Source organism: Phenylobacterium sp., from assembly GCF_030681155.1.
Lineage (GTDB): Bacteria > Pseudomonadota > Alphaproteobacteria > Caulobacterales > Caulobacteraceae > Phenylobacterium.
Genome location: NZ_JAUXXE010000033.1, coordinates 1 through 25,522, shown reverse-complemented (window position 1 = coordinate 25,522; position 25,522 = coordinate 1). Strand labels below are relative to the sequence as shown.

At 67.5% G+C, this 25,522-nt stretch carries 23 protein-coding genes; 15 read left to right on the top strand and 8 right to left on the bottom strand.

The features are described from left to right. Positions 1-14: 14 nt before the first annotated feature. Positions 15-545, top strand: a complete 531-nt coding sequence (locus Q8M13_RS08115; RefSeq protein WP_305299287.1) for a GNAT family N-acetyltransferase — start codon at positions 15-17, stop codon at positions 543-545. Beyond that, entirely contained in the window at positions 542-1,072 is a 531-nt protein-coding gene (locus tag Q8M13_RS08110) for a GNAT family N-acetyltransferase (RefSeq protein WP_305299286.1), read from the top strand. Before Q8M13_RS08115 ends, Q8M13_RS08110 begins: the two co-directional genes overlap by 4 nt. On the opposite strand, the gene Q8M13_RS08105 is transcribed toward Q8M13_RS08110, so the two are convergent. Then, positions 1,069-1,866 carry a phosphatase PAP2 family protein gene (locus Q8M13_RS08105; protein ID WP_305299285.1) on the bottom strand — a complete coding sequence of 266 codons (798 nt, stop codon included), beginning with the start codon at positions 1,864-1,866 and terminating at the stop codon, positions 1,069-1,071. The genes Q8M13_RS08110 and Q8M13_RS08105 overlap by 4 nt on opposite strands. A 55-nt stretch (positions 1,867-1,921) precedes the next feature. Beyond that, complete coding sequence (locus Q8M13_RS08100) at positions 1,922-2,803, bottom strand: MaoC/PaaZ C-terminal domain-containing protein (protein ID WP_305299284.1); 882 nt, start codon at positions 2,801-2,803, stop codon at positions 1,922-1,924. 210 nt (positions 2,804-3,013) lie between these two features. Between Q8M13_RS08100 and Q8M13_RS08095 the strand changes: the two genes are divergently transcribed. Further along, positions 3,014-3,817: a SapC family protein gene (locus Q8M13_RS08095; RefSeq protein WP_305299283.1), complete on the top strand. Its 804-nt coding sequence runs from the start codon at positions 3,014-3,016 to the stop codon at positions 3,815-3,817. Between the two features lie 68 nt (positions 3,818-3,885). Here Q8M13_RS08095 and Q8M13_RS08090 read toward each other — a convergent pair whose 3' ends face one another. Next, positions 3,886-4,278 (bottom strand): acyl dehydratase, encoded by a 393-nt coding sequence (locus Q8M13_RS08090; protein ID WP_305299282.1) that lies wholly within the window; start codon positions 4,276-4,278, stop codon positions 3,886-3,888. A gap of 110 nt (positions 4,279-4,388) precedes the next feature. Here Q8M13_RS08090 and Q8M13_RS08085 point away from each other — a divergent pair, with 110 nt between their 5' ends. From Q8M13_RS08085 to Q8M13_RS08075, 3 genes are all read left to right on the top strand, one after another. Continuing rightward, positions 4,389-4,679 carry a hypothetical protein gene (locus tag Q8M13_RS08085; RefSeq protein ID WP_305299281.1) on the top strand — a complete coding sequence of 97 codons (291 nt, stop codon included), beginning with the start codon at positions 4,389-4,391 and terminating at the stop codon, positions 4,677-4,679. Positions 4,680-4,877: 198 nt separating this feature from the next. Beyond that, on the top strand, positions 4,878-7,004 hold the full coding sequence (locus Q8M13_RS08080) for a protein-disulfide reductase DsbD (protein WP_305299280.1): 2,127 nt from the start codon (positions 4,878-4,880) through the stop codon (positions 7,002-7,004). A gap of 21 nt (positions 7,005-7,025) precedes the next feature. After that, a complete protein-coding gene (locus Q8M13_RS08075; RefSeq protein WP_305299279.1) occupies positions 7,026-7,643 on the top strand; it encodes a thioredoxin family protein in 618 nt (205 codons plus the stop codon). A 24-nt stretch (positions 7,644-7,667) separates the two neighbouring features. On the opposite strand, the gene Q8M13_RS08070 is transcribed toward Q8M13_RS08075, so the two are convergent. After that, a complete protein-coding gene (locus tag Q8M13_RS08070) occupies positions 7,668-8,576 on the bottom strand; it encodes an NAD(P)/FAD-dependent oxidoreductase (RefSeq protein WP_305299278.1) in 909 nt (302 codons plus the stop codon). Between the two features lie 98 nt (positions 8,577-8,674). Here Q8M13_RS08070 and Q8M13_RS08065 point away from each other — a divergent pair, with 98 nt between their 5' ends. The 3 genes from Q8M13_RS08065 to Q8M13_RS08055 all read left to right on the top strand — a co-directional run bounded on the left by Q8M13_RS08065 (position 8,675) and on the right by Q8M13_RS08055 (position 11,690). After that, a complete protein-coding gene (locus tag Q8M13_RS08065; protein WP_305299277.1) occupies positions 8,675-9,127 on the top strand; it encodes an Rrf2 family transcriptional regulator in 453 nt (150 codons plus the stop codon). Positions 9,128-9,189: 62 nt separating this feature from the next. Further along, positions 9,190-10,800, top strand: a complete 1,611-nt coding sequence (gene pgi / locus Q8M13_RS08060; protein ID WP_305299276.1) for a glucose-6-phosphate isomerase — start codon at positions 9,190-9,192, stop codon at positions 10,798-10,800. A 29-nt stretch (positions 10,801-10,829) separates the two neighbouring features. Then, positions 10,830-11,690 (top strand): SDR family NAD(P)-dependent oxidoreductase, encoded by an 861-nt coding sequence (locus Q8M13_RS08055; protein ID WP_305299275.1) that lies wholly within the window; start codon positions 10,830-10,832, stop codon positions 11,688-11,690. Here Q8M13_RS08055 and Q8M13_RS08050 read toward each other — a convergent pair. Then, positions 11,687-12,223 (bottom strand): DUF6886 family protein, encoded by a 537-nt coding sequence (locus Q8M13_RS08050; RefSeq protein WP_305299274.1) that lies wholly within the window; start codon positions 12,221-12,223, stop codon positions 11,687-11,689. The two genes, Q8M13_RS08055 and Q8M13_RS08050, sit on opposite strands and share 4 nt — an antisense overlap. 317 nt (positions 12,224-12,540) lie before the next feature. Here Q8M13_RS08050 and hisS point away from each other — a divergent pair, with 317 nt between their 5' ends. From hisS to hisG, 3 genes are read left to right on the top strand one after another with little or no spacing between them, the layout of a single operon-like run. Beyond that, positions 12,541-14,025 (top strand): histidine--tRNA ligase, encoded by a 1,485-nt coding sequence (hisS, locus tag Q8M13_RS08045; protein ID WP_305299273.1) that lies wholly within the window; start codon positions 12,541-12,543, stop codon positions 14,023-14,025. After that, the gene (locus Q8M13_RS08040) at positions 14,022-15,161 is read left to right on the top strand and encodes an ATP phosphoribosyltransferase regulatory subunit (protein WP_305299272.1); all 1,140 of its coding nucleotides are present in this window, start codon (positions 14,022-14,024) and stop codon (positions 15,159-15,161) included. Before hisS ends, Q8M13_RS08040 begins: the two co-directional genes overlap by 4 nt. Next, complete coding sequence (hisG, locus tag Q8M13_RS08035) at positions 15,158-16,102, top strand: ATP phosphoribosyltransferase (RefSeq protein WP_305299271.1); 945 nt, start codon at positions 15,158-15,160, stop codon at positions 16,100-16,102. Before Q8M13_RS08040 ends, hisG begins: the two co-directional genes overlap by 4 nt. Before the next feature lie 366 nt (positions 16,103-16,468). On the opposite strand, the gene Q8M13_RS08030 is transcribed toward hisG, so the two are convergent. Further along, a complete protein-coding gene (locus Q8M13_RS08030) occupies positions 16,469-17,158 on the bottom strand; it encodes a FadR/GntR family transcriptional regulator (RefSeq protein WP_305299270.1) in 690 nt (229 codons plus the stop codon). Positions 17,159-17,247: 89 nt separating this feature from the next. Between Q8M13_RS08030 and Q8M13_RS08025 the strand changes: the two genes are divergently transcribed. Next, positions 17,248-18,255, top strand: coding sequence for a bile acid:sodium symporter family protein (locus Q8M13_RS08025; RefSeq protein WP_305299269.1), 1,008 nt, complete (start codon positions 17,248-17,250; stop codon positions 18,253-18,255). A 9-nt stretch (positions 18,256-18,264) separates the two neighbouring features. On the opposite strand, the gene Q8M13_RS08020 is transcribed toward Q8M13_RS08025, so the two are convergent. Together Q8M13_RS08020 and Q8M13_RS08015 are read right to left on the bottom strand one after the other, a co-directional pair. Beyond that, positions 18,265-20,310: a M13 family metallopeptidase gene (locus Q8M13_RS08020; RefSeq protein ID WP_305299268.1), complete on the bottom strand. Its 2,046-nt coding sequence runs from the start codon at positions 20,308-20,310 to the stop codon at positions 18,265-18,267. Between the two features lie 216 nt (positions 20,311-20,526). Next, the gene (locus Q8M13_RS08015; RefSeq protein WP_305299267.1) at positions 20,527-22,158 is read right to left on the bottom strand and encodes an AMP-binding protein; all 1,632 of its coding nucleotides are present in this window, start codon (positions 22,156-22,158) and stop codon (positions 20,527-20,529) included. Between the two features lie 299 nt (positions 22,159-22,457). Here Q8M13_RS08015 and Q8M13_RS08010 point away from each other — a divergent pair, with 299 nt between their 5' ends. Together Q8M13_RS08010 and Q8M13_RS08005 are read left to right on the top strand one after the other, a co-directional pair. Further along, on the top strand, positions 22,458-24,248 hold the full coding sequence (locus Q8M13_RS08010) for a cation:proton antiporter (protein ID WP_305299266.1): 1,791 nt from the start codon (positions 22,458-22,460) through the stop codon (positions 24,246-24,248). A 476-nt stretch (positions 24,249-24,724) separates the two neighbouring features. Next, a partial coding sequence (locus tag Q8M13_RS08005; protein WP_305299265.1) for an outer membrane protein occupies positions 24,725-25,522 on the top strand: 798 nt, incomplete at its 3' end.

Sequence of the window (25,522 nt, the reverse complement as noted above, 5' to 3'; positions counted from 1 at the left end):
TGTAACGTCGTTGCATGATCGAAACCGAACGCCTGATCCTTCGCGCCTATCGCGAGGAAGACCGCGACGCCTTCGCCGCGTTGAACGGCGACCCGCGCGTGGGCTACTGGGTCGCCAATGTCATGGATCGCGCCCAAAGCGATGCTGCGATGGACCGGCACAACGCCCACATCGCGGCCCATGGCTACGGCCTCTGGGGCGTGGCGCGGAAAGCTGATGACCAGATCATCGGCTTCTGCGGCCTGCACCCCATACCGGAGGGCGACCTGCCGGTCGGGGCGGGGATTGAGATGGCCTGGCGGCTGATCCCTGAGGTCTGGCGCCAGGGGCTGGCCTCGGAGGCCGCGGCCGCCGCCCTGGCCTGGGGCCTGGCCCACCTGGACGCGCCCGAGATCCTGGCCTTCACCGCCGACACCAACCTGGCGTCACAGGGCGTCATGCGGCGCATCGGCATGCAGGCCGATCCGGCCCGCGACTTCGACCATCCTCGACTTGCGGCCGATCACCCGCTGCTGCGCCACGTCGTCTATGTGGCGCGAAGATGAGGATCGAGACCGATCGACTGATCTTGCGGCTCTGGCGCGTCGAGGACCTCGAGCCCTTCGCCCAGATGAGCGCCGACCCGGAGATCATGCAGTGGCTTGGCGGGGTGCTGACCCTCGACCAGGTGCAGGCCTACAAGGTCCGCGCCGACACCAGCTTTGCCGAGTTAGGCATGTGCCGGATGGTGATCGAGCGCCGCGCCGACGGCGCCTTCGTCGGCAGTTGCGGCCTGATGCCCGGGCACGAATCGGTCCCGTTCGTTCCCTATACGGACATCGGGTGGCGGCTGGCGCGCTCGGCCTGGGGCCAGGGCTATGCCAGCGAGGCGGCGGCGGCCGTCATGGCCGACGGCTTTGCGCGCCTGGGCCTGGACGAAATCACCGCCATCACCGCGCAGATCAACGTCCGTTCCCAGGCTGTCATGCAGCGGCTCGGCATGCGGCGCGACGCGGCCAGCGACTTCGACCACCCGGCGTTCGAGCCTGATGACCCGATGCGCCGGACGGTCGTCTACCGGATGGGCCGCTAGGCGCACCCCGTGGGCGCGGCCTTGGCCCGGGCCATTTCCCCGCGCGCCTTGGCGATGTCGCGCTGGAACTGCGGATCGCCGTGCAGCTTGGCGACCATGGCGGCGGCCAGGGTGCGGCCGGCCTCGATGTCGCTGATATAGTGCACGCCGCAGATCGCGCGGCTGTCGCCCACCGACTTGCCGATCGACAGCATGGCATCGGCCTTGGCCGGGGCCAGTTCAGCCAGGATCAGCGCCCAGGCCCAGCCGGTCATCGAGTGGCCGGACGGATAGGAGGCGTTGGTCTTCATCCAATCCTCACGCGGAATGCAGATCGGCTTGTCGTCGCCGATCAGCGGGCGCGGGCGGTTGTAGAGATCCTTGGCCGGGGTTCCGATGGTGCGGACGTCCAGCTCCACCCGGTGCAGCACGCGCAGGGTGGTCGGGGTCTGCTTCTCGTCGATCGAGACGCCGAGCTTGCAGGAATACTGCTTGAGCGCCCCCCCGCCCCACAGGTCGTTGTCGGAGATCGCCTGGGTCCAGCGCGGGGTGCCTTCCAGCGCGCGGGTTTCCTCGTAGTGAGCCCGGTCGGCCTGGCCGCGCAAGCTGCTCGGCGTCGGCGGCGGCCCGAGCAGGGCCGCGCCATCCAGGGCGTCCACCGACAGATAGCCGGTGAGATTGGTGGGTAGAGGATTGAGCGGGGCTGGTTGGCTGGTGTCCGCCAATACCGGCGCCTGCGGGGGCGTGGTGGCGGTGCACGCGGCCAGGCCGGCGGCGAACACGGCGCCGACGATCAAGGTGAAGCTACGGGTCATGGGCTCTCTCTAGAACGGCTCCCAAGCCTTGGGAACCGTTCCGAGGAGCGACGTCCTAGCGCAGGACGGTGAGGCCGTTCTTGATCACGGTGGCGTTGCGTTCCTTCACGCGCGCCTCGAACGAGATGTTCTTGCCGTCTTTCCACAGGTCGACGGTGATCGTGTCGCCGGGGAAGACTGGCGCCGAGAACCGGGCCTGGTGCGAATAGATCTGGTCCGGATCGAAGTCGGTGATCGCCTGCAGCACGGCGCGGCAGGTGATGCCGTAGGTGCACAGCCCGTGCAGGATCGGACGCGGGAAGCCGGCCTTGCGGGCGACGTCCGGGTCGGAGTGCAGCGGGTTGCGGTCGCCGTTCAGGCGATAGAGCAGGGCCTGGTCCTCACGGGTGGTGAAGTCCACCGAGATGTCCGGCGCGCGGGTCGGGACCACATGCGGTTCCGGGGCGCCTTCCGAGGGGCCGCCAAAGCCGCCGTCGCCACGGGCGAAGGTGGAGCCGGTCAGGGTGGCGACCTTCTCGCCCTTCTCGTCGGTCCAGATGGTCTCGTTGATGATGACCGCGCCCTTGCCCTCGCCCTTGTCGAAGGCGCCGGCCGTGCGGCCCTGGGCGGTGTAGGTGCCGCCGGCGGTCAGCGGCTTGTGCAGTTCGACCTTCTGTTCGCCGTGGACGACCATCAGGAAGTTGATCTGGCTGGGGCGGTGGCCGGCCGGCATTTCCGGAGCCGGACCGCCCGCCGAGCGCGCGCCGGCGGCTAGCACGGTGGCGGCGGTCGGGATGACCTTCAGGCCCTTTTCGTAGACGAAGGGCAGCTCGGTTTCGTTCATCGGGTCTTGGCCCATGCCGACGCCGAGCGCGTACAGCATTACGTCCTTGTCCCCATACGTAAATGTGCGGGGAGCGGTCTTCTGATCGAGAATGTCGGGATAAAAGATTGCCAAAATATATCCTCCGGTATGTCGCCTTGGCGGCTTGCTAGTATGGGACAGATTGAAGCGGTTCGGCCGGGCTGAGGCAAGTCGGCTGCGAGGATGTTTGCTGGCGCCCGTGCGATCGGGTAGAAGCGCGAACTTCGCCGGACGGGCTAGAACCACAAGAACCGCTCGCCTGCGCAAACACATCAATCGCCCAGGATTCATCGAAGGTATTTCATGGCGACCGCAACTCAGCCCGGCATGGGCCAGATCTCCGGCAACGTGCTTTTCTATTCCAAGCCGGAACCGCTTTCCGTCGACCTGCACAAGAACATGGGCATCAAGCGCCTGGACGGGCCGTTCGGGTTCGCCAAAGAAGGCCACGCCGTCCCGCTGACGGTGACCGAGTTTGGCGTCGCCGCCCTCTCGAGCCCGATCATCTTCGTCGGCGAGGAAAAGATTCCGCTGGCCGTGATGGGCCTGAACGCCGGTGAGAACATGTACCTCACCGACGCCGGCTACTTCGAGGCGGGCGCCTATGTGCCGGCCTATATCCGCCGCTATCCGTTCGTCTACGCCAACGACAGCGCCGCCGGTCAGATGATTCTCTGCATCGACCGCGCCGCTGAATTCATCGTCGACGGCGCCGAGGCCGACCTGCCGTTCTTCGATGCCGAGGGCAAGCCGACCGAGTACACGCAGAACTGCATCAACTTCTGCAACGACTACGAGACCGAGCGCCAGCGCACGCTGAGCTTCGTCCAACTGCTGAACGACCTGGACCTGTTTGAGGTGAAGACCGCGAACTTCGTCCCGACCAATCCGGACGGCACCCCGGGCGAGACGCAGAAGATCGCCGAGTACTTCGGCGTGTCGGAAACCAAGCTCAACGCCCTGCCGATCGAGAAGTACACCGAGCTGCGCGACAACGGCGCCCTGGCTCAGATCTACGCGCACATGATGTCGCTGGCCGGCTGGGATCGCCTGCTGGCCCTGGCCATGACCCGCGCGCCGCAGACGCCGCAAGCCGCCAACGCCTAAGGCGTCACGGCAACCGCGCTGAACTGAAACGGCGGGCTCGCAAGGGCCCGCCGTTTTCTATTCTGGGCCTAGCGCGCGAAGACGCTGCGGGTGAGGCAGGAGAAGACCAGCCGTCCCGCCTCGTCGAGCAGGTCGTGTTGGGCGATGACGATGCCTTTGCCTTCGCCCACCGGATCCTTGCCCATCACCGTCATACGGCCGCGCAGCACCTCGCCGGCCGGCGGGTTGCGCGCCCAGCGCAGGGCGTCGACGCCCAGGCGCTTGGTCTGCGGCCACTCCAGCGCCGAAGCGGCGTCCAGGCGGCACCACATGGCGTAGATCATCGAGTCGGGCGCGCCGCGTTCCAGCGGCCAGCCGGGCGCGAAGGCGGCGATGAAGGCCTCCAGGGCGGCGGGATCCACCGGCAGCTCGCCTAGCGAGACCACCTGACCCATTTCGATGTCATCGAACGACGCGGGCACTTGATACGCACTCCACCGAAAAACGCTGATTCGCCGATCATCGCGTCTAAGCGTGACAAGTCGAGCTTTTGTACTGGGTCGGCGGCGATGAGAAGGTCTAAGGAGCCTGGATGGGCAGTGGTTGGATGATCGGGGTGATGGTGGAGCTGCCGGGCGAGCCTAAGCCCCTGCGCCATTTCTTCGCGGTCGGCCATGAGGACCGCGCCAAGGCCGAGTGGACCGCCATTGATCGCGCCATGCTGATCGGCGGCGTGGCGGTGAGCCCGGTTGGCGGTCTTGAGCCGGTCCATGCGATCAGCGAACTGACGCCCCAGATCGTCAAGTCGCTGGCCCTCAAGCCCGGCGAAGTCCGAGCCCTCGGGTGGAAGTGGCCGCGTCGCTGGATCGTTGTCGGCCGCTAGCGAGCGCCCCCTCAGTCTCGCCGCTTCGCGACGATCCACCTCCCCCAATGGGGGAGGAACTAGTCTTAAGATGCTCCCCCGCTGGGGGAGCTGTCAGCGCAGCTGACTGAGGGGGAGCGCCCCGCGACGTCACCGTAGCTTTGCGATGGGCCAGGACCGGGCCATATAGCGGGCATGGCTTTGGATGTGACACGCTTCTTGGCGAAACTGGCGGCGGCCTGCGCCCTGCTGGTCGCTGCTCCCGCGCTGGCCCAGCCGGTCGATACCGGCCATTTGGTCGCCGAACTCGTGGCCCGCGATCAGTCGATCGCGCCCGGCGCGACCACCTATGTCGCGGTCCGTCAGAAGATCGACAAGGGCTGGCACACCTACTGGCGCAACTCCGGCGACAGCGGCGAGGCGACCCGTGTCGTCTGGACCCTGCCGCCCGGTTGGACGGCCGGCGACATCGTCTGGCCGGCCCCGACCCGCCAGCCGACCGGCCCGCTGATGAACTACGGCTATCAGGGCGAGGTGCTGTTGCCGGTGCCGATCACCGCCCCGGCCAACGCCAAGCCCGGCGAGACCGTGACCCTGAAGGCCGCCGCCTCGTTCCTGGTCTGCGAGGAGATCTGCGTCCCCGAGGACGCGGTGCTGACCCTCAGCCTTCCGGTTGTCGAAGGTCTGGCCGATCCCAATCCGGCCTGGAGCGGCCCGATCGCCAAGGCTCTGTCCGACGCGCCGACCCCGGCGAACTTCGCCAGCGTGTTCGCCAAGCAGGGGACCAATATCGTCCTGGCCGTGACCGGCGAGGACCTGAAAGGCGCAGACGTTTCCGACGCCTATTTCTTCCCATTCGATTCCACCCTCATCGACCATGCCAAGCCGCAGGCGATCGAGCGCGGTCCCGATGGTCTGACCCTGACCCTGACGCCCGGCTACGCCTTCCAGGAGGGCGATGGTCCCAAGACCATGGCCGGGGTGCTTTCGCTGGGCGACCGGGCCTATGAGATCAGCGCGATCGTCGGCACGCCGCCGGCTGGAGCCTCGGGGCTCGGCGCGCCTCCCTCCAAGGCCGTAGGGGGAGGCGGCGGCGCGCTCGGCCTGCCCCTCGCCGCGGCCTTCGCCTTTCTTGGCGGCTTGATCCTCAACCTGATGCCGTGCGTCTTCCCGATCCTGGCGATGAAGGCCGCCTCCTTGGCCGGCCACGCCCATGATCGGCGCACCGCCCAGGGCCAGGGCCTGGCCTTCCTTGTCGGTGTGCTGGCGACCTTCCTGGCGCTCGCCGTGGCCCTGATCGCGGTTCGCGCCGGCGGCGCGGCCGTGGGCTGGGGCTTCCAACTGCAATCTCCGCCGGTGGTGGCGGGCCTGGCCCTGCTGATGCTGGCCGTTGCGCTCAACCTGTCAGGCGTGTTCGAGGTCGGCTCCTCGCTGCAAGGCGTCGGGACCGGCCTGGCGGGCAAGCGCGGCATGGCCGGCGCCTTCTTCACCGGGGCGCTGGCCGTCGTGGTCGCCGCCCCCTGCACCGCGCCGTTCATGGCCCCCGCGCTCGGCTGGGCCCTGACCCAGAGCGCGCCGGCCGCGATCACCGTGTTCCTGGCGCTGGGTCTGGGCTTCGCCGCCCCGTTCGCGCTGGCCGCCTTCGTGCCCGGCCTGCTCACCCGCCTGCCCAAGCCTGGCCCGTGGATGGACGGGTTCAAGAAGCTGCTAGCCTTCCCAATGTACGGAGCGGCCGCCTGGCTAGTCTGGGTGCTCACCATCCAGGCCGGCGAAACCGCCTTGGCCCGTATCTTCGCCGCCGCCGTGATCCTGGCGCTCGCCGCCTGGCTGCTCGGGGTCGCACAACGACGCAGGGCGGCTGGTGAAAAGCCCTTGCTCCTGGCCAGCGTCGGCGCGGTGCTGGTGCTGGCCGCCGCCGTGGCCGCGATCTGGCCCAGCTATGGCGCCCCCCAATCCGGCCAGGCCGCCAGCGCCAGCGCGGGCGGCGCGGCCAGCGTACCCTATGAGGCCTACAGCCCGGAAAAGCTCGCCGCCGCGCAGGCCGCCGGAAAGCCGGTATTCGTCAACTTCACCGCCGCTTGGTGCGTCACATGCCAGGTCAATGAGAAGGTCGCCCTCAGCACTCAGGGCGTGGCCGAGGCCTTCAAGCAGACCGGCGCGGTCTATCTGAAGGCGGACTGGACCCTGAAGGACGCGGTGATCGAGGCCGAGCTCGCGAAGCACGGGCGGGCCGGCGTGCCGCTCTATCTCGTGTATGGCGCCAAGGGCGGAGACGGCGTTATCCTGCCGCAAATCCTGACCGAGGGCCTTATCGTCCGCGCGTTGAAGGACGCCCAGTCCCGCTGATCCGACAAGGAGCCTTGGCCCATGCCTGATTTTCGATCCTTCGCGTTCGCCGCCTCTGCCGCCGCCCTGACCCTGGCCGCCGGACCCGCCCTGGCCGCGCCCGCGATCGGCCAGCCCGCGCCGCCCTTCACCATCAAGGATGGCGCGGGCCAGACTCGTTCGCTGTCCGAGTTCAAGGGCAAGACCGTGGTTCTGGAGTGGACCAACACCGGCTGCCCCTACGTCCAGAAGCACTATGAGTCCGGCAATATGCAGGGCCTGCAGAAGGGCGCGACCAAGGACGGCGTGGTCTGGCTGACCTTGATCTCCTCGGCCCCCGGCAAGCAGGGCTACGTCTCGCCCGCCGAGGCCAAGACCTGGAAGGCGACGACCGGCGCCGGCTCCACCGCCGTGTTGCTGGATCCGACCGGCCAGGTCGGCCACGCCTATGAGGCCAAGACCACCCCGCACATGTACGTGGTCAATCCTGCCGGCACGCTGGTCTATATGGGCGGCATCGACGACAAGCCGACCGCCGACCCCGCCAGCTTGAAGGGCGCGACGAACTATGTCGCCGCCGCCCTGTCCGACGTGAAGGCTGGGCGCCCGGTCGCCAAGGCGGTCAGCAAACCCTACGGCTGCACGATCAAGTACGGCTGATAGGGCGCAAGCGCTCGCCGATCCCTAGCTGGCGGAGGCCTCCTCGGTCACCAGCGAACGATGGGCGCTGACGCCCGCCATCACGCCCGCCGCCGACGCCAGGGTGGCGTTGTGCATCGGCTGGGCCGCGTCACCGGCCGCGAACACGCGCTCGACGCTGGTCTGCTGTATCCCATCGACCAGGATGTGCGGGCCGGTCATGCCGTCGGCGAACGTGCAGCCGAGCTGACTGGCCAGCGGACTGGCCACCCGTGTCGTCGGAGCGGTGAAGACCGCTTGAGCCGCGACCTCGCGGCCATCAGCCAGCCGCAGGGCGCGGGTGGCGGCGCCTTCGCCTAGCAGCTCGACCACCGGGACCCGCTCGATGCGCACGCCGCGTCTCGCCAGTTGCGCGGCCTCTTCCTCGTTGGGCTCGAAGACCCCCTGGGTGAAATAGGTGGTCGGTCCCCAATCGGGCAGCATCAGGGCCTGGTGAACAGCGCCCGGGTGGTTGGCGATCGCCGCGATGGGGCGGTCACGCACCTCGTAGCCGTGGCAGTATGGGCAGTGCAGGACGCTGACGCCCCACCGGGCCTTCATCGATTCCAGCGGGAGTTCGTCGGCGACGCCGGTCGCGAGGATGATGCGCCGGCCCCAGGCCTGGACCCCATCCGATAGCTCGGCGCGAACGCCCTGGCCTTGCGTTTCGGCAGCCTCGGCCGTCCCGTTGAAGAAATCGACGCTGGGATAGGCCGATAGCTGTCGCAGGCCCTCACGCATGATGTCGGCCGGGGCGGCCCCGTCCTGGCCAAGAAAGCCATGGGACGCTTCGGAGAACCGGTTGCGGGGCCGCCCCGCGTCCACCAGCAGGATGCGGCGCCTGGCGCGCGCGAGCTGAATGGCGGCCGAAAGTCCTGCGAAGCTGCCCCCGACGATGATTGCGTCGTAGTCCATAATCTTCCTCACGCACCTAATAGAGTTACATGAAAATAGGCGCGAGGGCGGGTTATGCAACTCCTTTTGTGTCGTGAGTGGTTAGTGTAGGTTGAGTCATGCCCAGCGACACCCGCCTATCTCGAATGCTTCACGTCCTGATTCATATGGATCGGCACGCAGGCCCGGTGACGTCCGAGACGATCGCAGGAATGCTGGGCGCCAATCCGGTAGTGGTGCGCCGCACGATGGCCGGACTGAAGGCCGCGGGCTATCTCACCTCGGTCAAGGGCCACGGCGGCGGTTGGACGCTCACCACGCCGCTGGACCAGATCACCCTGCGCGATATTCACGAGGCGCTGGGCAGCCCCAAGATCTTCGCCATCGGCCTGGCCGACGACGACCCCAAATGCCTGGTCGAACAGGCCGTCAACGCCGCCCTCGCCGAGACGCTCGACGACGCCGAAAGACGTCTGCTCGCCCGGTTCGGCGAGGTCACCATCGGCGCGATCGCCCATGACTTCGAGCATCGCATGACGGAAGTTTGTTCAGGCTCCCCAGCCGAGGCCTGACAAGACAGCCTTCGCTAACGGCGATACGCTAGGTTGTCGCTACGTTGATCGAAGGGAATTGCATGTCGGACCTCGCCGCTGCCTGGACCAAGCTGGAAACCGCCGCCCAGGGAGCCCGCGAACGGCCGATAGCCAGCCTCTTCGCCACAGAGCCAGATCGCCTGGCGCGACTGACGCTCGAGGCGCCTGAACTCTTCCTCGACCTGTCGAAGCAGCCCTGGTCGTCGGCCGACCTGGATGTCGCTCTCGATCTCGTCCGCGCCAGCGGCCTCGAGGCTGCGCGCGCGCGATTGTTCGCGGGCGAGGTGGTCAATCCGTCGGAGGATCGCGCCGCCCTGCACACGGCGCTCCGCGCCGCCACCGGCGCGGCCTTCGCCGCCAAGGGCGAACCTGTCTCGGCCGAGATCGACGCCACCCGCGCCGCCATCGCCGCCCTGGCTGGCGCCGTGCGTTCCGGCGCCAAGCGCGGCGCCACCGGCAAGGCCTTCCGCGCCATTGTTCACATCGGCATCGGCGGATCGGACTTCGGCCCTCGCCTGGTCTGGGAGGCGCTGCGCCCGGTCGCGCCGCAGATCGAGCTGCGCTTCGCCGCCAATGTCGATCCCGCCGACATCGCCCAGGCACTGGCCGGGCTGGATCCGGCCGAAACCCTGGTCGTCGTCGTCTCCAAGACTTTCACCACCCAGGAAACCATCACCAACGCGCAGGCGGCCCGCGGCTGGCTGCGCGCGGCCCTGGGCCAGGCCGGCGACGCCCACTTGCTGGCCGTCTCGGCCGCCCCCGCCGTGGCCCAGGCGTTCGGCGTGCCGGCCGACCAGATCTTCGGCTTCCGCGACTGGGTCGGCGGTCGCTACTCGGTCTGGTCGGCGGTCGGCCTCTCCTGCGCCATCGCGCTCGGAGCCGATGTGTTCGAGGCTTTCCTGGCCGGCGGCCTGGCGATGGACGACCACTTCCTGACCGCGCCTTTGGACCGCAACGCTCCGGTCCTGCTGGCCCTGGCCCATGTCTTCAATCGCAACGGCCTTGGTCGGCCGATCCGCGCGGTTGTGCCCTACGCCCAGCGCCTGCGGCTGCTGCCCAATTTTCTGCAGCAGCTGGAGATGGAATCGAACGGCAAGCAGACCGATTCCCACGGCCGCCCCGTGGCGCGCGCCACGGCCGCTGCGGTGTTCGGCGACGCCGGCACCAATGTGCAGCACGCCTTCTTCCAGTTGATGCACCAGGGGACCGACATCATTCCGGTCGACATACTGGCCGTGGCCCACGAGACCGAGGGCGAGCGCGCCAGCCAGGCCAAGTTGCTGGCCAACGCCATCGCCCAGGCCGAGGCGCTGATGGTGGGCAAGTCCGAGGCCGTCGTACGCGCCGAACTGGCCGGCCAGCCCCAGGCCCGCATTGACGAACTGGCCCCGCAGAAGACCTTTCATGGGAACCGGCCTTCCAGCTTCATCCTGCTCGACCGTCTGACGCCCCGCGCCCTGGGCGCCCTGATCGCGCTCTATGAGCACAAGACCTTCGTCGAGGGCGTGCTCTGGGGGATCAACAGTTTCGATCAGTGGGGCGTGGAACTGGGCAAGACGCTGGCGGTCGCCATCCTCTCGGAACTGGAAGGCGGCGCGCCCGGCGTGCATGATCCCTCGACGACGAGCTTGGTGACCCGCCTGAAGGTCTAGCCGTCCAACAAGAACAGGGGAGAACGGCCATGCGCGACCTGACGGGAAAGACTGCCTTCATCACCGGCGGGGCCAGCGGCCTTGGCCTGGCGATGGCTCACGCCTTCGGCGGCGCCGGCATGAACGTGATGTTGGCCGATATCGAGGAGGCCCCGCTGGCTGCCGCGCGGGCTGAGCTTGAGGCGCGCCAGATCAAGACCGCCAGCGTGCTTTGCGACGTCGCCGACCGCGCCGCCGTGAACGCGGCGGCCCAGGCGACCTTGGCAGCTTTCGGCAAGGTGCACGTGGTTTGCAACAACGCCGGCGTCGGAGCCGGCGGCCCTATCGACCAGGTGAAGCCTGGCGATTGGGATTGGATTCTCGCGGTCAACCTGATGGGCGTCGTCTACGGCATGGAGGCGTTCACGCCCCACATCCGCGCCCACGGCGAGGGCGGCTGCTTCGTCAACACCGCCTCGATGGCCGGGATGATCTCGGTGCCAGGGATGGAGCCCTATACCGCCACCAAATACGCCGTCGTCGGCATGTCGGAGGGTTGGGCCGGCCAGCTTGCGCCCGAAAATATCAACGTGGCCGTCCTCTGCCCCGGCTTCGTAAAGACCAAGATCAACCAGTCAGGTCGCACCCGGCAGTCGCAATATGGCGGTCCCGTACCGAACAATCCGGTGGTCGGTCAGTCGCACGTCGATAACGGCATCGACCCGGAGTTCGTCGGCCGGCGGGTCCTGGAGGCCGTACAGAACGACGAGCGCTACATCTTCACCCACCCCGACATGCGCGGCCTGGTCGAGCAGCGGTTCGGCCGCATCATGGCGGGCTTCGACGCCGCGGCCTCCAGCCCGGCGCTGGCCGACCTGGACTATGTGACCCCGTCCCTGGGCGGCGCCTAACCGTTCCATCCGGCTGCGTTGCGCAGCCGGACGCCGCTGGCGTGCAGTGAGCTGGACCAGACCTCGCGCAGGGGCGTCAGGCTTTCCATCACCCGCAGTTCGACGCCCGCCTCGCGCAGGGCGCCGGGCAGGTCGCGGATCTCGCTGACGGCGATCGGCGACACTGCTTCGCGGGCGACCCACATGCCGGCGTCATCCAGGCTCTCGAACGCCGAGGCTGGAAACTCGTAGCGGGTGAGCGCGGCCTGGCTCAGCCGCTCCAGCCATGCGGCTTCGACATGGGCGATCATCCGGCTGGGGCTGTCTCCCCACCACAGATCGAGATCAGCCTGCGTGGTCTCAGGGCGCGGCCAAAGCAGGATGCGCGGGCAGTCGCGCGGGAACAGGTACATTGGCTGGCGCGGCTCATCGATCGCCCACACCAGCGGCCCGTTCAGCCATTCGCGTCCCGGCGCGCGCGGCGAGGGGACCAGCACGGCCCGCGGCTCGAACCGTGTGATGGCCGGATCGTCGCTGAAATGGAAAAGTCGCATGGCCCACGATTGGAATCCGGAGCCAGCGACGTCAACGACTCGCGTTCTTCACATTTGCCCGCTATAGCGCCTGCGTCATGACACGCCTCGCGCATCATCACGGGCATCACCATCCGACCTCGCTTGCGGGATCGGCCCAGGATCGCTTGGCCTAAAAGCGACCTCGCCCGAGCCCCCGCACCAGCGGATGGGGCTCGCGCTTTCCAGCTCCATCCGTCGAACCTTACGCTTCAAGGAACCCGACGATGGACTTTTCCACCTTCTCCCAATGCAGCCCGCGCCTTGCCGCGCGGCGCCTGAGCCGGTAGGCGAGCGGCATGACCGACGCACCCCGCCCCGAGGCCCGCGCTCCGCGCGGTTTCAATGACCGCCGCGCCCGCGACCTGGCCGCCGAACGCCAGATCCTGACCAAGGTTTCCGCCGTCTACGAACGCTACGGTTTCGAGGCCTTCGACACCGGCGCCTTCGAATATGCCGATGCGCTCGGCAAGTTCCTGCCCGACGCCGACCGTCCCAACGAGGGCGTCTTCGCCCTGCAGGACGACGACGAACAGTGGATGGCCCTGCGCTACGACCTGACCGCACCGCTGGCGAGGTTCGTGGCTGAGACGAAAGAGGGCTTGCCAAAGCCGTTCCGCCGCTACGCTTTCGGCACGGTCTGGCGCAACGAGAAGCCTGGCCCCGGCCGGTTCCGCGAGTTCACTCAGTGCGACGCCGACACCGTCGGTTCGGCCCGGCCCGAGGCCGACGCCGAGATCATCGCCATGGCGGTCGAGGGCCTGGAGGCCGCCGGCCTGCCGACCGGATCGGCGATCATCAAGATCAATAACCGCAAACTCCTGAACGGCCTGCTGACCACGGCCGGCGTCAAGGACGACGGCCAGAAGCTGGCGGTGCTGCGTGCGGTCGACAAGCTTGACCGGCTGGGTCCGGAGGGCGTGCGCCTGCTGCTCGGCGAGGGTCGCAAGGACGAGTCCGGGGCCTTCACCAAGGGCGCGGGCCTGGACACGGCCGGCGCCGAGGCCGTGCTGGCCTTCACGGCCGCCGGCGCGGGCGGCCGCACCGAGACACTCGACAAGATCGCCAATATCATCGGCGGCTCGGCCGAGGGCGATGCGGGCCTGGCCGAACTGGCGGCGATCGACCAGGCCTTGAACAGTCTGGGCGTCAGCGTCGAGCGCGCGGCCTTCGATCCGTCCATCGTGCGCGGCCTGGAATACTACACCGGCGCGGTCTTCGAGGCCGAGCTGCTGCTGAAGACCAAGGATGAGAAGGGCCGGGGCGTTCGCTTCGGCTCCATTGGCGGCGGCGGGCGCTATGACGATCTGGTCGCCCGGTTCACCGGCGAGCAGGTTCCGGCCACCGGCTTCTCGTTCGGCGTCTCGCGCCTGATCTCGGCCCTGCGCGCGGCGGGCCGCGACCTTGGCGACCAGACCCGAGGCCCAGTCGTGGTCATCGCCTTCACCCCCGACGACATGGCGCACTACTTCGCGGTGGTCAGCGAGTTGCGGAACGCCGGCATCGCCGCCGAGGTCTATCTCGGCTCGGCCGGCATGAAGGCTCAGATGAAGTACGCTGACCGCCGTCTCGCCCCGGCCGCGATCATGCTGGGCGGGGACGAGATCGCCGCCGGCAAGGTGACGATCAAGGACCTCGACCGCGGTCGCATGCTGGCGACCGACGTCGCCGACAACGCCGAATGGCGCGAGCAGCGTCCTGGCCAGCAGATCGTCGATCGCGCCGACCTGGTCGCCACCGTCCGCAAGATCGTTGACGCCCAGCAGAGCGAGGCTGGCAAATGAGGGCTGAGCCGAACCTTCCCGCCGACGCTCTCGCCGCGATCCGGGCCCCGTTCCTGGCGGCGGGTGCGGAGGCGGTCGACGTCCCGATCCTGCAACCGCTCGGCTTGATCCTCGAACTGGCCGGCGAGACGATGCGCGCCCGGCTGTTCGTGGTCCAGGCCGAGGGCGGGCAGGAAACCTGTCTGCGCCCTGACTTCACCGTCGCGGTGGCGCGTCAGCACCTGGAGAGCGGCAAGCCCGCTGGGCGCTACTTCTATGAGGGCAAGGCGTTCCGCGCCTCGCCCGACGCCGACCGGCCCGAAGAGTTCCGCCAGGTCGGCCTTGAGCGCTTTGACGACGCCGGCGCCTCGGCCGTCGAGGCCGACGCGCAGATCGCGAGCCTGGCCTGGTCAGCCGCCCAGGCGGGCGGGCGCAGCGATCTGTCGCTTTGGTTGGGCGACATCGCGCTGTTCGCCGCCTTCATAGACGCGCAAGGGCTGGCTCCGGCCTTGGCCGACCGCCTGAAGCGCGGCGCGGCTCGCCCGCGTCTGCTGGCCTCCGAACTGGCCCGCGCCGGCGCCGAGCCCCAGGCTCCGGCCGAAAGCGGCAAGCTCGCCGAGCTGTTGTCCGGGCTGTCCGAGGCCGAGGCCGCGACGGTTCTCGAAGAGGTCTGGACCCTGGCTGGGATCGAGCCGGTCGGCGGTCGTGGCCCCGCCGCCATCGCCCAGCGCCTGATCCGGCGCTCCCAGGCCGCCAGCGCCCCGGCCCTGACGGTGGAGCAGGCCGACAGCATCGCCCGCTTCCTGGCCGTGGATGACGCGCCCCAGGTCGCCTTCGCGGCGATCCGCGCCATCGCCGGCGCCAAGGCCCCGGCCCTGGACGGCGCGCTCAACGACTGGACCCAGCGGCTGGACCTGTTGGCCCAGGCCGGCGTGCCGGTCGAGCGGACGCGGTTTGCGACCGCGCTCGGACATGCCTTCGACTATTACGACGGCCTGACCCTGGAGGTTCGGTCGGACGCTCTTGACCACAATCGGGCGGTGGCGGTCGGCGGCCGCTATGACGGCTTGGCGGGAAGACTTGGCGGGGGTGCGGGTTCGCGCGCCGTTGGTTGCATGGTTCGGCCCTGGCGGGCCTGGGCGGGAGGCGAGTCATGAGCAACCCCTTGATCCTGGCCGTGCCCTCGAAGGGCCGGCTGAAGGAACAGGTCGAGGCCTGGCTCTCCGATTGCGGACTGTCTCTGTCCGTCGCCGGAGGATCGCGCGGCTATATGGCTGAGCTCAAGGGCGTACCCGGTATCCAGGTGCGCCTGCTGTCGGCCGGCGACATCGCCGAGGCGCTCGACCTGGGCGAAGTGCATCTCGGCATCACTGGTGAGGACCTGTTGCGCGAACGCGCCGGCGATGTCGACGCCCGGATCTTGCTGCTGCGCGCGCTCGGCTTCGGCCGAGCCGATCTTGTCGTCGCCGTGCCTAAGAGTTGGATCGACGTCGAGAGCATGAGCGACCTGGAGGAGGTGGCGCACGACCTGCTCGCCCGCTCCGGCCGCCGCATGCGCGTGGCGACCAAGTACCTGGCCCAGACGCGCTCGTTCTTCGCCCGTCACGGGGTGGTCGACTACCGGATCACCGAATCCGGCGGCGCCACCGAGGGCGCTCCGGCCGCCGGCTCGGCCGAGCTGGTGGTCGATATCACCACCACGGGCGCAACCCTGGTCGCCAACGGCCTGAAGGTCCTGGCCGACGGCGTCATCCTGAAGAGCCAAGCTCAGCTCACCGCCTCGCTGCGCGCCGACTGGGGCGCTGATCGCCTCGCCGCCGCCGAGCGCCTGCTGCGGGTGATCGAAGCCCGTGCCGCCGCTCACGACAGCGCCACACTCGCCTGGCCCGCCGATCCCCGCGAGAGGCCGGTGGTCGAGGCCTTGATCGCCGATGGCGCTACGCGGCGTCCGAACGGTCTGCTGGTCGCCGCGGGCCGCATCGGCCAGGCCTCGCTCGCTCTCACGGCGGCGGGAATCGGTCCGGTCACCGCCTCGCGTCCCGACTTTGTCTACGAGACCGGTTGCGCGCCTTACGAAGAACTACTCAAGCGCGTATAGAATTGACGCGGGCGTCAAAAATATTGGGTTTCGGCACAAGAAAAGCGCAGCTCGCGCAAATCTGATCGAGAATTACCTGCACAGGTGATTTCCGTGCATTGACTTGGGTCAGAAATTGCCGTTTTCTCAGTCCTGCGAGAGACATGGCGGCCACAAGATCCTCCAGTCTCCGGCGTTTCGGGGAGGAAACGCCCGCTCTATAAGAGCGACTGCTCAAAATAAGGCCCGTTGCGACTATCCCCCGCAACGGGCCAAATTTTTGCCCGACGCAAATTTTGACACAAGAGTCAAAAACAGGGGCGAGCCGTACATCCGTAGAACCGACAGGCGAGATGAGCGTACCCGACCGTTTGCGAGGAGGCCGGCCTACGCGGGTTCGACTGTCATCAACTGCGCGATCTCACCCAGATGCTCGCGCATCACCGCGTGGGCGCGGGGGCCGTCGCCGGCGGCGATAGCGTCGACCAGCGACAGGTGCAGGTCGCCTTGCCGGAGGCTGTACTCCCAATGCGGTCCATGGCCGAAGGCTCGGCCGTGCTGGCGTTGCCAGGGGGCCCGGTCGCGGACCATCGACAACAGGCCCAGGATCGCCATCAGCAGATGGTTGGAGGTCGCCGTGGCGATGGCCCTGTGGAAGGCGCTATCGGCGGCCTCATAGGTTCGCCAGTCGCGGGCGTCCCGCGTCTGGGTGGCTAGAGTTCGCAAAGCGGCGATGTCGCTGGCGCTCGCCCGTTCAGCCGCCTCGGCCGCCATCGCCGGCTCGATCACCAGCCGGGCGTTCATCAGGTCGGCGGGTGTCGCCAGTTCGAACAACACCGCGGGGCGAATAGGCTCGGCGGCTGGGCGCGGACCGGTGAAGGTGCCCTGGCCGACATGGCGCCAGATGAGCCCCTCGTTCTCCAGCATCTGCAGCGCGCGCCGCAGGGTGTCGCGACTGCACCCCAGCCGCGTCGCCAGGACGCGCTCGGGCTCGAGCCGTGCGTGCGGCCCCATGGTTTCCAACTGTCGGCGCAGCCGCTTGGCGATTCCTTCGAACGTGGTGCGCGGCGCAGTCATCCAGACCAATTCTCCGACCAATATCGATCGAACCTAACCTCGCGCCCGGCGGCGTCAATCGAGCTCCGCGTTCAGAGGCGTCCTGCGGCATGGCCCGAAAACTCCCCGTCGATCCTTTCCTGATCCTGATGCTTGGGGCTATCGCGCTCGCCACCCTTGCGCCGGCCCAGGGCGTAGCCGAACCGATCTTTGAGGGCCTCAGCACGGCCGGCGTCAGCCTGTTGTTCCTGCTGCATGGCGCGGCCCTGAAGCGCCGCGACCTTTGGGACGGCGCGCGGCAATGGCGGCTGCATCTAGTGATCTTCGCGCTAACCTTCATCGCCTTCCCGATCCTGACCTATCCTTTCACCTTTCTCTCCGGGCGGCTGATGCCGGCGGACCTAGCGCTCGGCTTCATCTATCTGGGCGTCCTGCCTTCTGCGGTGTCGTCGTCGATCGCCTTCACGGCGATGGCTCGCGGCAACGTCCCCGGCGCCATCTGCAGCGCGGCGGCCTCCAACGTCTTTGGTCTGTTGCTGACGCCGCTGCTGCTGGCCGCGATCGTGGGGGCCTCTGCGTCCGGCGCGTTCGATATCGGCGGGACGCTGCGCGAGGTCACGCTTGAACTGCTGCTGCCCTTCGCGATCGGCCAGTTCCTGCATCCCTATGTGGGCGACTGGATGGAGCGCCACTCCCGCGGCCTGACGCAGTACGACCGCTGGGTGATCGTACTGATCGTCTACACCGCGTTCTCGAAGTCGGTGCGCGAGGGGCTGTGGACGCAGCTCCCTATCCAGACTCTCGCCTTGGCGATCGGCTGCTGCATGGCCTTGCTGATTGCGGTGTTCGCGGTCGCGATCACGGTGTCGCGGCGCCTGGGCTTTTCCCGCGCCGACGAAATCGCCGTGGTGTTCTGCGGCTCGAAAAAGAGCCTGGCCTCGGGCCTGCCGCTCGCCCAGGTCCTGTTCGGCGGCGTGGCTGGCCTTGGCATGATCGTGCTGCCGATCATGATCTACAATCAGCTTCAGATCCTGGCCGGCGCGGCGCTTGCGCGCCGCTATGGCGACCAGCCGATTCAGTCTCCCGGATCGCCCGATGGAGCGATCCGGGAACTGTAGAGTTCGCGCCTACCAGATCCGAACGCGGTCGGCCGGAGCGACGTACATGCCATCGCCCGGCTTCACGCCGAACGCCTCATAGAAGGCGTCGATGTTCTTGATCGGCACGTCCACCCGGTACTTGGGCGGGGAGTGCGGATCGGTGACCAGCTGCTGGCGCATCCGGTCTTCGCGATACTTGCCGCGCCAGACCTGGGCCCAGCCGAGGAACACCCGCTGGTCGCCAGTCATGCCGTCGATCACCGGGGCCGGCTTGCCGCCCAGCGAGACGTGATAGGCGTCCAGCGCCAGCAGCAGCCCGCCCAGGTCGGCGATGTTCTCGCCCATGGTCAGGTCGCCGTTGATGTGGGCGCCGGGCAGCACTTCGACCGCCGCATACTGTTTGCCGAACTTGGTGGCCTGGGCGTTGAATTTCGCCGCGTCCTCGGCGGTCCACCAGTCGGTCAGCTTGCCGTCGCCGTCGGACTTGCGCCCCTGATCGTCGAAGCCGTGGGTGATCTCGTGGCCGATCACCCCGCCGATGCCGCCATAGTTCACGGCCGGGTCGCCATCGGGATCGAAGAACGGAGGCTGAAGGATCGCGGCTGGGAAGACGATCTCGTTCTTGGTCGAGGAGTAGTAGGCGTTGATGGTCGGCGGGGTCATGCCCCACTCCTCGTCGTCCACCGGTCCACCCAGGCGCGCGGCGCGGTAATCCCACTCGAAGGCCGAGGCTCGCTCCATATTGCCGTAGAGATCGCCGTCCTTGATGGTCAGGCCCGAATAGTCGCGCCACTTGTCGGGATAGGCGATCTTCACGCGGAACTTGGCCAGTTTCTCCTGGGCCTTGACCTTCGTCTCCGGGCTCATCCAGTCGAGGCCGTCGATGCGGGTCTTCATGGCGGTGCGGATGTCGCCGACCAGGGCTTCCATCTTGGCCTTGCTCTCGGCCGGGAAGTAGGCCTCGACATAGAGCTTGCCCAGCGCCTCGCCGATGTTGTTGTCGACCGCGTTCACGCCGCGCTTCCAGCGGGGCTGCTGCAACGGCTGACCCGACAGGGTCTTGGAGCGGAACTCGTAGTTCGCCTGGTCGAATTCCTTCGACAGGTAGGGCGCGGCCTGATCGGCCAGGTTGAAGGCCGACCAGGCCTTCAGGGTTTCGATCGGCGTGTTGGCGTAGATCGCCGCGATCTTCGGGAAGGCGGTGTTTTCGGACACCACCACGCGGTCGGCTTTCGTCAGGTGCGCGCCGTCCATGTATTGCTTCCAGGCGAAGCCCGGCGCGTACTCGGACAGCTTGGCGATCTCGAAGGGGTTGTAGGTCTTGTCGTCGTCGCGGCGTTCGGCGCGGGTCCAGGAAACCTTGGCGATCTCGGTTTCCAGCGCGACGATGGCCTTGGCGTTCTCGGCGGGGCGTTCCCACCCGGCCAGGGTCAGCATCTGGGCGATGTAGGCCTCATAGGCGGCCTTCTGGGTCTTGAAGCGATCTTCCAGATAGTAGTCGCGGTCCGGCAGGCCCAGCCCGCCCTGGACCAGATAGACCGTGTATTTCTCCGGGTCCTTGGCGTCGTCGTGCACATAGGAGCCGAAGAACGATCCGCCGAACTTGCGCATCGTGCCGCCCATCAGGCCGGCCATCTCGTCGTGTGTTTTCACCGCGCGGATCGCCGCCAGGTCGGTGGCCAGCGGCTTGGCGCCCAAGGCGTCGACCGCCTTCTCGTCCATGAAGCTGCGATAGAACGCCCCAAGCTTGGCTTCGTCGCCGGTCGCCTTGGTGTTGGCGGCCGACTTTTCGGCGACCGCGCGCATGCGCGACTGCGACAGTTCCTGCAGGGCGTCGAACGCGCCATAGCGCGAGCGGTCGGCTGGGATCTCAAGCTTATTGAGATAGGTTCCGTTGGCGTAGTCGAAGAAGTCCTTGGACGGAGCAACCGAGGTGTCGCGGCCGGACATGTCGAAGCCCCAGGGGCCCATGCGCGGCGCTTTCGACAGGTCAGGAGCGTTGGCCGCCAGCGCCGGAGCGGCTGCGCAGAGCAGGGCGGCGGCCGACGCCGCGCCCAACCAGAGGGTCTTCATGGGTGTGTGAGCCTTCAGGGGATGGAGCGTGACCCTGTACCGGCCGGGCCCGCGGAGGCACGTTACTTTTTTGTTACATCGATAGTCCCTCTCCCTCGGGAGAGGTTAGGTGAGGGGGCCGCGAAGCGGCTCTCTTCCGGGCGCAGGGGGAACCGGCTCAGCCGTTCCCCCTCGCCCAGCCTCTCCCCCGGCGGGGGAGAGGAGAGTGCCCGAGCCCTACGCCGTCGCCGACAAGGCTTCCAGCGCCTGGGCCTTGATGCCCTTGTAGTCGAGCTTGCCGTTCGGGGCCCGGACGACCGGGGCCAGCACCAGTTCGCGCGGGGCCTTGTAGTCGGCCAGCAGGCTCTTCACGTGGGCCGACAGTTCGGCCAGGGCCGGGGCCTTGTCGCCCACGAAGTCGACCACGGCGCAGATCCGTTCGCCAAAGCGCGGGTCGGGCACGCCGACCACGGCGGCGTCACGCACGCCCGGGAACTTCTTCAGGGCTTCCTCGACTTCCTCGGGGAAGACCTTCTCGCCGCCGGTGTTGATCACTTGCGAGCCGCGGCCCAGCAGGGTGATCGAGCCGTCAGCCTCGACCGTCGCCCAGTCGCCCGGGACGCTCCAGCGCGTGCCTTCGAAGATGCGGAAGGTCTTGGCCGACTTTTCCTCGTCCTTGTAGTAGCCGACCGGGGTGTAACCGCCGACCGCGACCAGGCCCCGAACGCCGGAGCCGGGCTCGACGCGCACGCCGTCCTCGGTGAAGACCGCTGCGTTCGGGCCGGTGGCGAACTTCGCCGTGCCGGCCGCCGCGCCGCCGCCCGAGGTGGACGAAGCCAGGCCCAGGGCCTCGGACGAACCCAGGCTGTCCATCAGCATGATGTGCGGCAGGTGCTTCAGCAGGCCCTGCTTGTTCTCCAGGCCCCACATCGCGCCCGACGAGACGATCCGCTTCAGCGAAGGCATCGTCCAGCGGCCGGGATTGGCGTCCAGCGCGTCCAGCATCGGGGCGGCGAAGGCCGGGCCGACGATGATCAGGCCCGAGACGCCCAGGCGATCGACTTCGTCGAACAGTTGGCCGGGGTCGAATTTGCGCGAAACCAAGGTCGCCACCGCGCCGCCGCCGATCAGGCTGCCGAACGAGATGAACTGGCCGGTGGCGTGCATCAACGGCGCGACCGGAATGGTGATGTTAAGCGGCGCGCCGCTGGCCTCCATCGCCTTCGCGCGCTCGCCGGCTTCCTCGACCCGCTCCAAGGCCCCGAGGCCGAGCAGCAGGTTGGCGCCGCCGCCCAGAGCCTTGAACAGGTCTTCCTGACGCCACATCACGCCCTTCGGCATGCCGGTGGTGCCGCCGGTGTACATGATCAGCAGGTCGTCGCCCGACCGGCCCCAAGGGGCTTCGAAGTGATCGACGTCCGCCGCGACGATGGCGTCATAGTCCAGCGCCCAGGCCGGAACCGGGTGGCCAGGTTCGCTCACGGCGATCCAGGCCTTCACCTTCGGCAGGCGGCCACGAACCTTGTCGGCCATCTCGGCGAACGAGGCGTGGAACACCACGACCTCGGCGTCGGCGTTGTCGAACAGGTAGGTCAGCTCGTCGCCGCCATACCGGTAGTTGGTGTTGAACGGCGCCAGACCGGCCTTGAAGGCGGCGAAATAGGTCTCGATGTACTCCGGACCATTATAAAGATAGGCGGCGACCTTCGATTGCTTGGCCACGCCGGCCTCGACCATGACCTTGGCCAGCGCATTGGCGCGGCGGTCGAAATCTTTCCAGGCGATGGTCTTGTCGCCGTGGATCAGGGCGGGGCGTTCCGGAGTGGCCTTGGCCACCGACTCCCACAGGTTGGCGTAATTCCAAACCATAGCGATCCTCCATCTCTTACTTAAAATATGGGCGGCATAGACGACGGCGCGGGCGGGGCTGTCAACTTTGGCCGAACACCTGTCGGCGTCAGGCCTTGAGCTTGGCCATGAGCGTGATGGCCGGGCGCGGCGGGCGAGGCGATTGGCGGTGCGTCAAAGCCGGCTCGGAAGCCCGCCCTACATCCTGATTGCGGAGTTTTTTGGCCGAACGCGCCGCTTGGACGACCTAACCGCGCCGGCGTGGGTTACGCGGGCCGCCCCAAGGCCTCATAGTGCCGCTCATCACATAAGGAGATCGCATGGAAGGTCACGTTTCGCCCGGCGAATACAAGGACGTCATTCTGTTCCTGGCCACCGCAGGCGTAATCGTGCCTCTGTTCCGTCGTTGGCGGATCAGTCCCATCCTCGGCTTTCTCGGCGCCGGCGTAGTGCTGGGCCCCTTCGGCCTTGGCGCCCTGACCGGGGTCTTTCCTTGGCTCGGCTATCTGACCATCGCCAATCCCCAGGAGATCGCCCAGCTCGCCGAGTTCGGTGTGGTGTTTCTGCTGTTCATGATCGGGCTGGAGCTGTCGTGGGAGCGCCTGCGGCTGATGCGAAAATGGGTGTTCGGCATGGGCGCCTTGCAGGTGACCTTCTGCCTGCTCGCCATCGCCGCCGCGGCTGTGGCCTTTGGCCAGACCGTGCCTTCGGCAGCCGCCATCGGCGCGGCCCTCGCGCTGTCGTCGACCGCCGTGGTCATGCAGATCCTGACCGAGCACAAGCGCCAGCACTCGCCCGCCGGCCGCGCGACCTTCTCTGTGCTGCTGTTCCAGGACCTGGCGGTCGCGCCGATCCTGGTGACGCTCACTATTCTGGGACGCAGCGGCGACGGCGAGGTGTTTTCGCCCCGGCTGCTGCTGGCCTTCGCCCCCGCCGCGCTGGGCGTCATGCTGCTCCTCGCCTTCGGCCGGCTTCTGCTGCGGCCGATGCTGAAGTCGGTCGCGCGGGCCAAGAGCGAAGAGCTGTTCATGGCCGCCTGCCTGCTGGTCGTCATCGGCGCCGGACTGGTCAGCGCCCTCACCGGACTATCCATGGCGCTCGGCGCCTTCATCGCCGGCCTGTTGTTGGCCGAGACCGAGTACCGCCACGAGGTCGAGGTCACCATCGAGCCCTTCAAGGGCCTGCTGCTGGGGCTGTTCTTCCTCTCGGTCGGCATCGGCCTCGACATTTCCCTGCTCGCCGCCAAGCCGCTCCTGATCCTTGGCATCTCGCTTGGGCTGGTGTTGCTGAACGCCACGGTCGTGTTCGGCCTGGGGCGGCTCTTCGGCCTCACCACGCGCGGCGCCCTGGAGGCAGGGCTGCTGCTCGCGGGCGGCGGGGAGTTCGCCTACGTCATCCTATCCTCGGCGATGGGGGAGGGGATTGTTCCGCGCGGAATTGGCCAGATGGTGCTGGTGTCCTCCACCATCTCGATGATGTGCATCCCGGTGCTCGCCGCGCTCGGCCTCAAGTTGGGCGGTCGCAAGGTGGGCGGGCAAGGCCTGTCGCCCGAACCCCCCTTGCCGACGGACGCCACCGAAACGCCCAAGGTCCTGGTCGTCGGCTATGGCCGGGTCGGGCGCCTAGTCGGCGACATGCTGCACCGGCACGACATTCCCTGGGTCGCCGCCGAGCGCGACCCCCGGCTGGTCGAGAGCGCACGCCACGCCGGCGAGTCGATCTATTTCGGCGACGCCTCGCGTCAGGAGTTTCTGAAGCGTTGCGGGCTTGAAACCGCGCCCGCCCTGGTGGTCACCATGGACGCCCCAGAGGGGGTGGAGGCGATCGTTGCGACCGCCAGGGCCATGCGCCCCGACCTGACCATCGTCGCCCGCGCCCGTGACGCGCGCCACGCGGCGCGTCTCTATGAACTGGGCGCCACCGACGCGGTGCCCGAGACCGTCGAGGCGAGCCTGCAACTGTCCGAAGCCGTTCTGGTTGAGATCGGCGTGCCAATGGGACTCATCATCGCATCCATCCACGAGCGCCGCGATGAGTTCCGAAGGGCCCTGAATCGGCCGGAGGCCCTCGGTGGCCGTACGCGCCGCTATCGCCGGGCTCAAGAAAGCTGAAGCAATTTGGGAACTAAGCTGGACCCGCGACGTTGAGGCCTCGAAGGAAGCGAGGATTCGCGTCCTGGGCGAGGGGCCAAATGTCTTTTGACACGTGTGAGGGATTTATCGCGTACGCTGAACGCGGTTCAACGAGGGCGCACGTGGCCTTCTTCACTTTACAAGAATTTACAACGGCTTCGGGCGATGTTGAGATGCGCCGAATGAACGCGACTCAGCTAAGCTTTAGCCGTAAAGAACAAGATTCAGCTCTCAGGCGGGTACCAGGCGTGCCGTCGAGAAGCTGGACGGGAGACGTGTCTCTCGCCCCGAAGTTGATTGCCGAGGGGAAGAATGTCTATCGTCCTGGTGTATTTTCGTAGGCGTCAGCGAATTGGCGAAGGTGTTGCCTTGGCGACACTTTCGTAATGCTTCGGCCTTGATATAACAGCGCTGGGTCATTTGGCCGCAGCAGAGGGCAAGAGAGGGCTCTGAATATGAAATTCAAACTCCTAGCGGGGGCCGCCCTGGCTGCGGTCTTCGCCGCTTCCGGCGCTTCCGCGCAAGTCGCCGGCTGGTACGGCGCCGTGGATCTCGGATATCACCTGCCGGAAGGCATTGAAGCCGACTCGTCCAACAACGGCGCTAACGGTCAAGCTTACAACTGGGACATCAGCCAGGAAGACGATTGGGCTGGTTTCGCCCGTCTCGGCTACCAGCTGAACGAACATTGGCGTGTGGAACTCGAAGGCGGCTATCGCCCGGGTGACATCGAATCGATCCGTGGTGGCAGCACCAACTCGATCCTCGGCCTCTGCACCCCCGGCGTCGTCCGCAATGCGGCGGCTCCGAACTGCGGTTCGCCCTCGGGTGAAGTCGAAGCCTGGACCGTCCTCGGCAACGTGATTTATGACATCCTTCCGGGTTCGGTCATCAATCCGTTCATCGGCGCCGGCATCGGTATCAACCACGTCAAGGTCAACACGGTCGGGCAGTTCTCGAGCATCCCGGCTACGCCTGGCCTCGTTCCCTATCCCGCCACGAACCCCTCGATCCAGAACCTGACCATCGACGACGATGACACGGCTCTGGCTTGGCAAGTTCTGGCCGGTCTGGCCTGGCGTGCGACTGACCGTCTGAACGTCGACCTGACCTACCGCTACCTCGGTGGTTCGGATCTCGACTTCGCTTCGGTCGGCTCGCACTCGGTCCAACCGGGCGTGTTCTCCGGCGAATACCGCGACCAATCGGTGACCCTGGGTCTCCGTTACTCGTTCGCGCCGCCGCCGCCCCCG